The organism is Gluconacetobacter takamatsuzukensis (assembly GCF_014174275.1).
In the GTDB taxonomy this organism is placed as follows: domain Bacteria; phylum Pseudomonadota; class Alphaproteobacteria; order Acetobacterales; family Acetobacteraceae; genus Gluconacetobacter; species Gluconacetobacter takamatsuzukensis.
The window spans coordinates 147,973-154,481 of sequence record NZ_JABEQK010000010.1 but is presented as its reverse complement, the minus strand read 5'-3'; the positions used below and the strand labels follow the sequence as shown (position 1 = coordinate 154,481).

Genomic DNA, 6,509 nt, shown 5'->3' with positions numbered 1-6,509 from the left:
CGGTGGTCGAGACCGCATCCACCGTCTCGGCCCGCAGTTCCTCGGCCAGCTGGCGCAGCTGGTCCACCGACAGGTTGCGCAGGTCGCGCGGCGTGGTCACGCGGTCCAGGATGGGGAAACGGCCCTTCGTCGGCACCTGCCCCGCAGGCCCGGCGCCCGTCTGGGCGGCGCCGGCGGTTCCGGCTGTGCCGGCGGAAGGGGGGGAAGGGGGCTGGTTCATGACGATCACGTCCGTTGTGCTTGCCGGGACATCGGCCGGGGGCGGCCCTGTCCGGTCCATTCTGTTCTTGCGACGTTTCCGAGCCGGGCGATCGTAACGCCCCTCGGTCTGTTACAGTTCGGTTTCTACTCCCGTAGCGGAAGCAAATACAGACTCTCCCTCCCCACTGTGGTCATTTGGTCACAGTGCATGTGATGGGAATTGAGTATAAGATCCGATCTGTCCTATACCCCCCGGAACGGGATCGCGTGGCGCCGCATGTCCGCAACCTCGCTATGTCTTTCGTGCACGGCTACGTTCGTGCCGGGTTGTTATCTGCTGCGTGGGCGTGTCCATAATACAGGTCACATGATTTGAGAGAGGCCGGCACCATGCCGGCGCAGGAGCAGAGGGTTCATGGCCGTTCCTATTATGCAGGCTGTCAGGGTGGGCGCTTACGTCGTTAAGCAGCACATCACCGGCCGGAAGCGTTATCCGCTTGTCCTGATGCTCGAGCCGCTGTTCAGGTGTAACCTGGCCTGCGCCGGGTGCGGCAAGATCGACTATCCCGCCGCGATCCTGAACCAGCGCATGACCGTCCAGGAATGCCTGGACGCGGATACCGAGGCCGGTGCGCCCGTCATCGCCGTCGCGGGCGGCGAGCCGCTGCTGCACAAGGAAATGCCGGAAATCGTCCGGGGCCTGATCGCGCGCAAGAAATACGTCTATCTCTGCACCAATGCGCTGCTGCTCGAGAAGAAGATGGACGATTACGAGCCGTCGCCCTTCTTCTCGTGGGACGTGCATCTGGACGGCGACCAGGCGATGCATGATTCGTCGGTCTGCCAGGATGGGGTGTACGAGCGCGCCGTGGCCGCGATCAAGAAGGCCAAGGCCCGCGGCTTCCGCCTGTCGATCAACTGCACCGTGTTCGACGGGGCCGACCCCAAGCGCCTCGCCGCCTTCTTCGACGAGGTGATGGCCATGGGCGTGGACGGCATCATGACCGCCCCCGGCTATGCCTACGAGCGCGCGCCCGACCAGGCGCACTTCCTGAACCGCCAGAAGACGAAACAGCTTTTCCGCGACGTCTTCCGCCTGGGCAAGGGCAAGAAGTGGCGCTTCACGCAGTCGCCGCTCTTCCTGAACTTCCTGGCCGGCAACGAGCAGTATCACTGCACGCCCTGGGGCAAGCCGCTGCGCAACGTCTTCGGCTGGCAGCGCCCGTGCTACCTGCTGGGCGAAGGCTATGCCAAGACGTTCCAGGAGTTGATGGACGACACCAAGTGGGACGATTACGGCACCGGCAATTACGAGAAATGCGCCGACTGCATGGTTCATTCGGGCTATGAATCGACGGCCGTGATGGATGCCGTGCGCCGCCCTTGGCACATCGCCAAGGTCGCGCTGTTCGGGCCCGAGACCGAGAAGCCGATGGTGCCGGAGATCTCGCTGGCCAACCAGCGCCCGGCCGAATACGTCTTCGCCCAGCATGTCGATGCCCGCATGGCCGAGATCTCGGCCGCCAAGAAGCCGGCCAAGCCGCCGCGCGTGACCGTGGTGGACACCCCCGCGGTCGCGGCCGACGCCGCCGACTGATCCCGGCCGACAGGCTGGACAATGACGAATGGCGGGGTCGCAAGGCCCCGCCATTTTCATTTCCGGGCCGGATCGCCACGCGCACGCTTTTCCGTGAGGCTGTTTCCGGGCAGGCCTACGAATTTCTGGATCGTCGCATTAGAGTGAGGGCATCATGATCACGTCCATTGCCGTCATTCTTCTGCTGGTTCTCGTCAACGGCGTCTTCGCCATGGGGGAACTGGCCCTGATTTCGGCGCGCCGGGCGCGCCTGACCATCATGCAGCGGGCCGGCATCAAGGGCAGCGAGCGTGCCCTGCGCCTGGCCGACGATCCGCAGAGCTTCCTGCCGACCGTGCAGGTGGGCATCACGCTCGTCTCGATCTTGGAAGGGACGTTCGGCGGCACGCAGATCGAAGGCGCGCTGACCCCGTGGCTGGCGCGCTTTGCCATCCTGCGCCCCTTTGCCGGCGAGCTGTCGATCACCATCGTGGTGGTGGCGATCACCTCGCTGATGCTGGTTCTGGGCGAGCTGGTGCCCAAGCAGATCGCGCTGCGGCATCCCGAAATCATCGCCGCCCGGCTGTCGCTGCCGCTGGAAGGGCTGGCGCGGGTGACGCGCCCGGCCGTGTGGCTGCTGGGGCGGTCGTCGAACCTCGTGCTGCGCCTGATGGGCGTGGAGGCCGCGACGCGCGAGGCGCTGACCGAAGAGGAGCTGAAGGCCTATATCGCCGAGGGCGCGCAGTCGGGCGTGCTGGAGCAGGAGGAGCGCGACATGATCGAGCGCCTGCTGCGCATGCCGGACCGGCCGGTACGCGCGATCATGACCCCGCGCAACGAGCTGTTCTGGATCGAGCGGGGCGCGAGCCAGGACGAGCTGCGGCGCACCCTGCGCAACACGGTCTATTCGCGGATCGTGGTCTGCGAGGGCGGAGTGGACAATCCGGTGGGCGTGATCCTGGCCAAGGACATGCTGGACCGGCTGCTGGACGGGCGCCCGGTCTCGATCGAATCGGTGCTGCGCAAGCCGGTGGTGGTGCCGGACACGCTTTCGGCCTTCGACATGGTGGAGCGGATGCGCTCGATCCCGCTGGGGATCGCGGTGGTGCTGGACGAGTATGGGTCGTTCGAGGGCATCGTGACGGCCTCGGACCTGTTCGAGGCCATCGTGGGCGAGCATCACGAGCCCGGCAGCACGCCCAAGGAGCGGCTGGCGCAGGACGACATCCTGATCCTGGACGGGTTCATGCCGGCCGACGAGGTGAAGGACCGGCTGGCGCTGGCCGACCTGCCGGACGAGGGCAGCTATCACACGCTCGCCGGGCTGATCCTGGCCCTGCTGCGCCGGGTGCCGGCAGTGGGGGACAAGATCGCCTTCTCCGGCTGGCTGTTCGAGGTGCTGGAGATGGACCAGCGCCGGGTGCAGAAGGTGCGCGCCAGCCGGCAGGTGCTGGCGGAGAATTAGAGGCGGTTTACAAAGCCGCAGTGCATCAGCCTGGCCGAACCTGCCTGGAAATGTGGGCTGGCGAGCGAGAGCGGCCCGCAGGGCCGCGCCCGTCGTGTGTCCGTGAGCACCGGAGCACAGCGGGCGGGCGTCGGATCGCCACCAGCGCGCATGTCCAGTCAGGTTCTCAGTGGATGGTGTGGACGGGGTGGCTGGCGAGGTCGCGTTCGGCGGCGAAGGCGGGCCATTCGTTGCGGGCCAGGGTTTCCAGCGACGGCGTGGGCAGGCCCATCCGGTCGGCGTAGAGCCACAGATAGGTCAGCGAGCGGCGGACGTAGTCGCGGGTTTCGGTGCTGGGCAGGCATTCGATGAACAGCAGCGGGTCGTCGCCATACTCGCCCGGATCGTCCTGGCGGGCGATGGCGGTGGGGCCGGCATTGTAGCTGGCCAGCAGGCGCAGCAGATCGCCGCCGGGGGTGCGGTGGTGCTCGTCATGCTGTTCGGTCAGGTGGGCCAGGTAGAGGACGTAGAGCTGTCCGATCTCCAGGTTCACCGCCGGGTTGTGCAGCAGGGCGGGGGAGGCGACGAAGCGGCCGGTCTGGCCGGTCACGAAGCTGGCGGTGACGGGCATGAGCTGCATCAGCCCATGCGCGCCGGCGCCCGAGACCGCGCCGCTGTCGAAATTCGATTCCAGCCGGGTCAGGGCATAGACCAGCGCCGGGTCGACGCGGAAACCGTGGCCCGGGGCCAGGCGTGGCAGCGGCAGGCGGCTGGCCGGGCCGGCCTGGCCGCCGGCCTGGGTGGCCAGCAGCGAGGCGAGCTGGGTGGAGAGGCCCTTCAGCCCGGCAGCGTCGGCCACCAGTTGGACCGAGCGGCAGAGGGCGGCGTCGCCCTGGATATCGGGCCAGAGCCGCCGCAGGGCGGCCTCGGCGCGGGCGGTCTCGCCGACCTGGAGGAGGGCGAAGGCGCGGCGGCCGGCGGGCGTTGCCGCCACGGCTTCCACGTCGATTTCGCCCATCACCGGGGCGCCGGCATGCAGCATGGCCCGGTCGTCGGCCAGGCGGGCGCCGTCGGCGGGCGCGCCGTCTGGTCGGGGACCGTCGGCCTGGGAATGTGCCGCCTGCGTCGGGCGCAGGCCCAGAAGCTGGGCGGCCAGCAGGCCGTAGAATGTGTGCGGGGTGGCGGCGGCGCGGTGCAGCCAGGGGCGCCAGGCCGCCAGGTCGCCGGTATTGCGATGCGCGCGGGCCGCCCAGAAGGCGGCGCCGGCGCGGACGCTGGCGGCCGTCAGCTCGGCGCGCGAGGCGCCTTCGAACAGCGGGGCGGCGGTGTCGGCGCGGCCACGGCGCCAGGCGGCCAGGCCGGCGACATAGCCGGCCAGGCCGATCCGCCCGCCCGATTCGAGGAAGGCGTCCTGCCCCGTCTTCAGGGCCAGGGCGGTATCGCCGGCGCTGAACAGGGCCATGGCGACCTCGGCGCGCAACTGCGCGCCGTAGAGGGGGCTGAGGCCGGGCGTGATACGGATCAGGTGCAGGGCGCTGCGGGCACCCTTGGCGCCCTGTTCCGCGCGCTCGCGCACCGTGCGGTCCAGCAGCGGGTTGCGGGTGAAGGCCCGGCTGGCCGGGTCGTCTTCCTCCGGCAGGCGCACCGGGGCGGCGCCGGTGCCGGCCGCCAGTGTCGCCGTGGCGGGCGCGGCGGGCAGCACGGCGCCGCGCGGCGACAGGCCGGCCAGCAGCGCATGGATCGCCGGCGCGTCGGCCAGCGCGGAATAGGTGTGCAGCCACAGGCGCAACTGGCCGGTGGCGGCGTGGTAGCCGGGGTTCAGGTAGCGGTCGGCCAGGATGTCGCCCAGCAGCGTGTCGTCACGCAGCCCGGCCGTTTCCCGGATCGCGGCATCGAACGAACCGGCATGTTGCAGGCTGAAGATCCGGCGGACGCGCGCGGCATCGTCGGGGGCAAGCGGACGGGCAAGCCCGACCGGCCCGCCGCCGGGCGGCGCGATCCGTGGCAGCGCCATGGCGGTTTCCTCGTTCCGCTCGTCGCTGCCCTGCGGATGGCCGTCACCCGGCTGCACCGTGGCGCCGGGCGCACGAAGCGGGCCGAGCGCACCGGCCAGAAAAGCGGCTCCGGCCAGAAAGGCCCGGACCGCACGCTGTGGGGGTGTATGTGATGTCCCTCGCATGGCCGACGGGCCTCTAAAGACTGTTGTGGGGAAAAGCAACCATATTCGAACGCGGGCCCACAGTATGCGTTCCGCATGGCGCGGTTAAATAGCCGTTAAAATTGCCGTTTACGATGAGAATTCGCGGGTGAATAAACCGTGTATTGAGGCGCATTGAGCCGGGTGTTCGCCACAATCCCGCCAAAGTTCCTCGGCGCTGGATTTACTTACTGTTTCAGTCTGTGTCCTTGTCGTGATCCAGCGTTGTGCGCAGCAACAAAAGGTCTTTCCACGCGTCGCGCCGGGCGGTGGGGCTGGCGCCCAGTTGCGAGGGATGGCGCATCGGCAGCAGCGCGATCGGGGCCGCGCGGCCGGGGATCGGGACCTCGCGCCAGCGGCCGCGCAGGCGGGCGATGCCGGTGCTTTCGCCCGTCAGCAGCCGGGCGGGGGTGTTGCCCATGGCGATCACCCGCGCCGGGGCGGCCAGCACGATCAGCCGGTGCAGGAACGGCGCGCAGATCCGCAGTTCGGCGGCCGAGGGCGGGCGCTCGCCCGGCGGGCGCCAGGGGATGACCGGGGCCAGCAGCATGTCGGCGCGGGCCAGGCCGATGCTGGCCAGCATCCGGTCGAGCAATTCGCCCATCGGGCCGGCGAAGGGGGTGCCGCCGCGATCCTCGGCCGCGTCGGGCGGCTCGCCGATCAGCAGCAGGCGGCCGGGGGCGGTGCCGGCCGCCGCCACGGTGTGCGTCGCGGTGTCGCGCAGGCCGCAGGCGCCGAAACCGGCCATGGCGGCATGCAGCTCGGCCAGCGTGGTCGCGGCGGCGGCGGCTTCGGTGGCCTGCTGCACCGCGCGGTCGAGCAGGGGCATGCCGTCTTCGGCCCCGGCGGCCGGCCGGGCCGGGGGCGTGCGGCGGGGCTCCGGCATGGGGGCGCCCTGCTGGGGGCGTGGGGGCGGGGGGCGTGCGGCATCGGCCGGGCCGGCCGGGGCGGGCATGGCCGGGGGTGGGGCGGCGGGGCGGGCCAGCCAGTCCGTGGGGCTGTCGTCCAGCGCGGTATCGGCCCCCCAATCGGCATAAAGCCGGAGCAGGGCGAGTGCTTCCATCATGCTCTGCGGGGCCTTCCGCGCGGTT

5 protein-coding genes are annotated in these 6,509 nt (G+C 69.9%); 2 read left to right on the top strand and 3 right to left on the bottom strand.

Going from position 1 to position 6,509, the window contains the following annotated elements; all coding sequences use genetic code 11:
- Window positions 1–220 (bottom strand): 1-deoxy-D-xylulose-5-phosphate synthase N-terminal domain-containing protein (locus tag HLH27_RS13395; RefSeq protein WP_182950536.1); only part of this gene is annotated, 220 nt, incomplete at its 3' end.
- Window positions 221–616: 396 nt separating this feature from the next.
- On the opposite strand from HLH27_RS13395, the gene hpnH reads away from it, so the two are divergent.
- Window positions 617–1,798, top strand: a complete 1,182-nt coding sequence (gene hpnH, locus HLH27_RS13390; protein ID WP_182950535.1) for an adenosyl-hopene transferase HpnH — start codon at window positions 617–619, stop codon at window positions 1,796–1,798.
- Between the two features lie 154 nt (window positions 1,799–1,952).
- Complete coding sequence (locus HLH27_RS13385) at window positions 1,953–3,242, top strand: hemolysin family protein (RefSeq protein WP_182950534.1); 1,290 nt, start codon at window positions 1,953–1,955, stop codon at window positions 3,240–3,242.
- A 166-nt stretch (window positions 3,243–3,408) separates the two neighbouring features.
- Here HLH27_RS13385 and HLH27_RS13380 read toward each other — a convergent pair whose 3' ends face one another.
- Both HLH27_RS13380 and HLH27_RS13375 read right to left on the bottom strand, forming a co-directional pair.
- Window positions 3,409–5,400, bottom strand: coding sequence for a lytic transglycosylase domain-containing protein (locus tag HLH27_RS13380; RefSeq protein WP_182950533.1), 1,992 nt, complete (start codon window positions 5,398–5,400; stop codon window positions 3,409–3,411).
- A gap of 214 nt (window positions 5,401–5,614) precedes the next feature.
- A complete protein-coding gene (locus tag HLH27_RS13375; protein ID WP_182950532.1) occupies window positions 5,615–6,484 on the bottom strand; it encodes a uracil-DNA glycosylase in 870 nt (289 codons plus the stop codon).
- Window positions 6,485–6,509 lie beyond the last annotated feature (25 nt).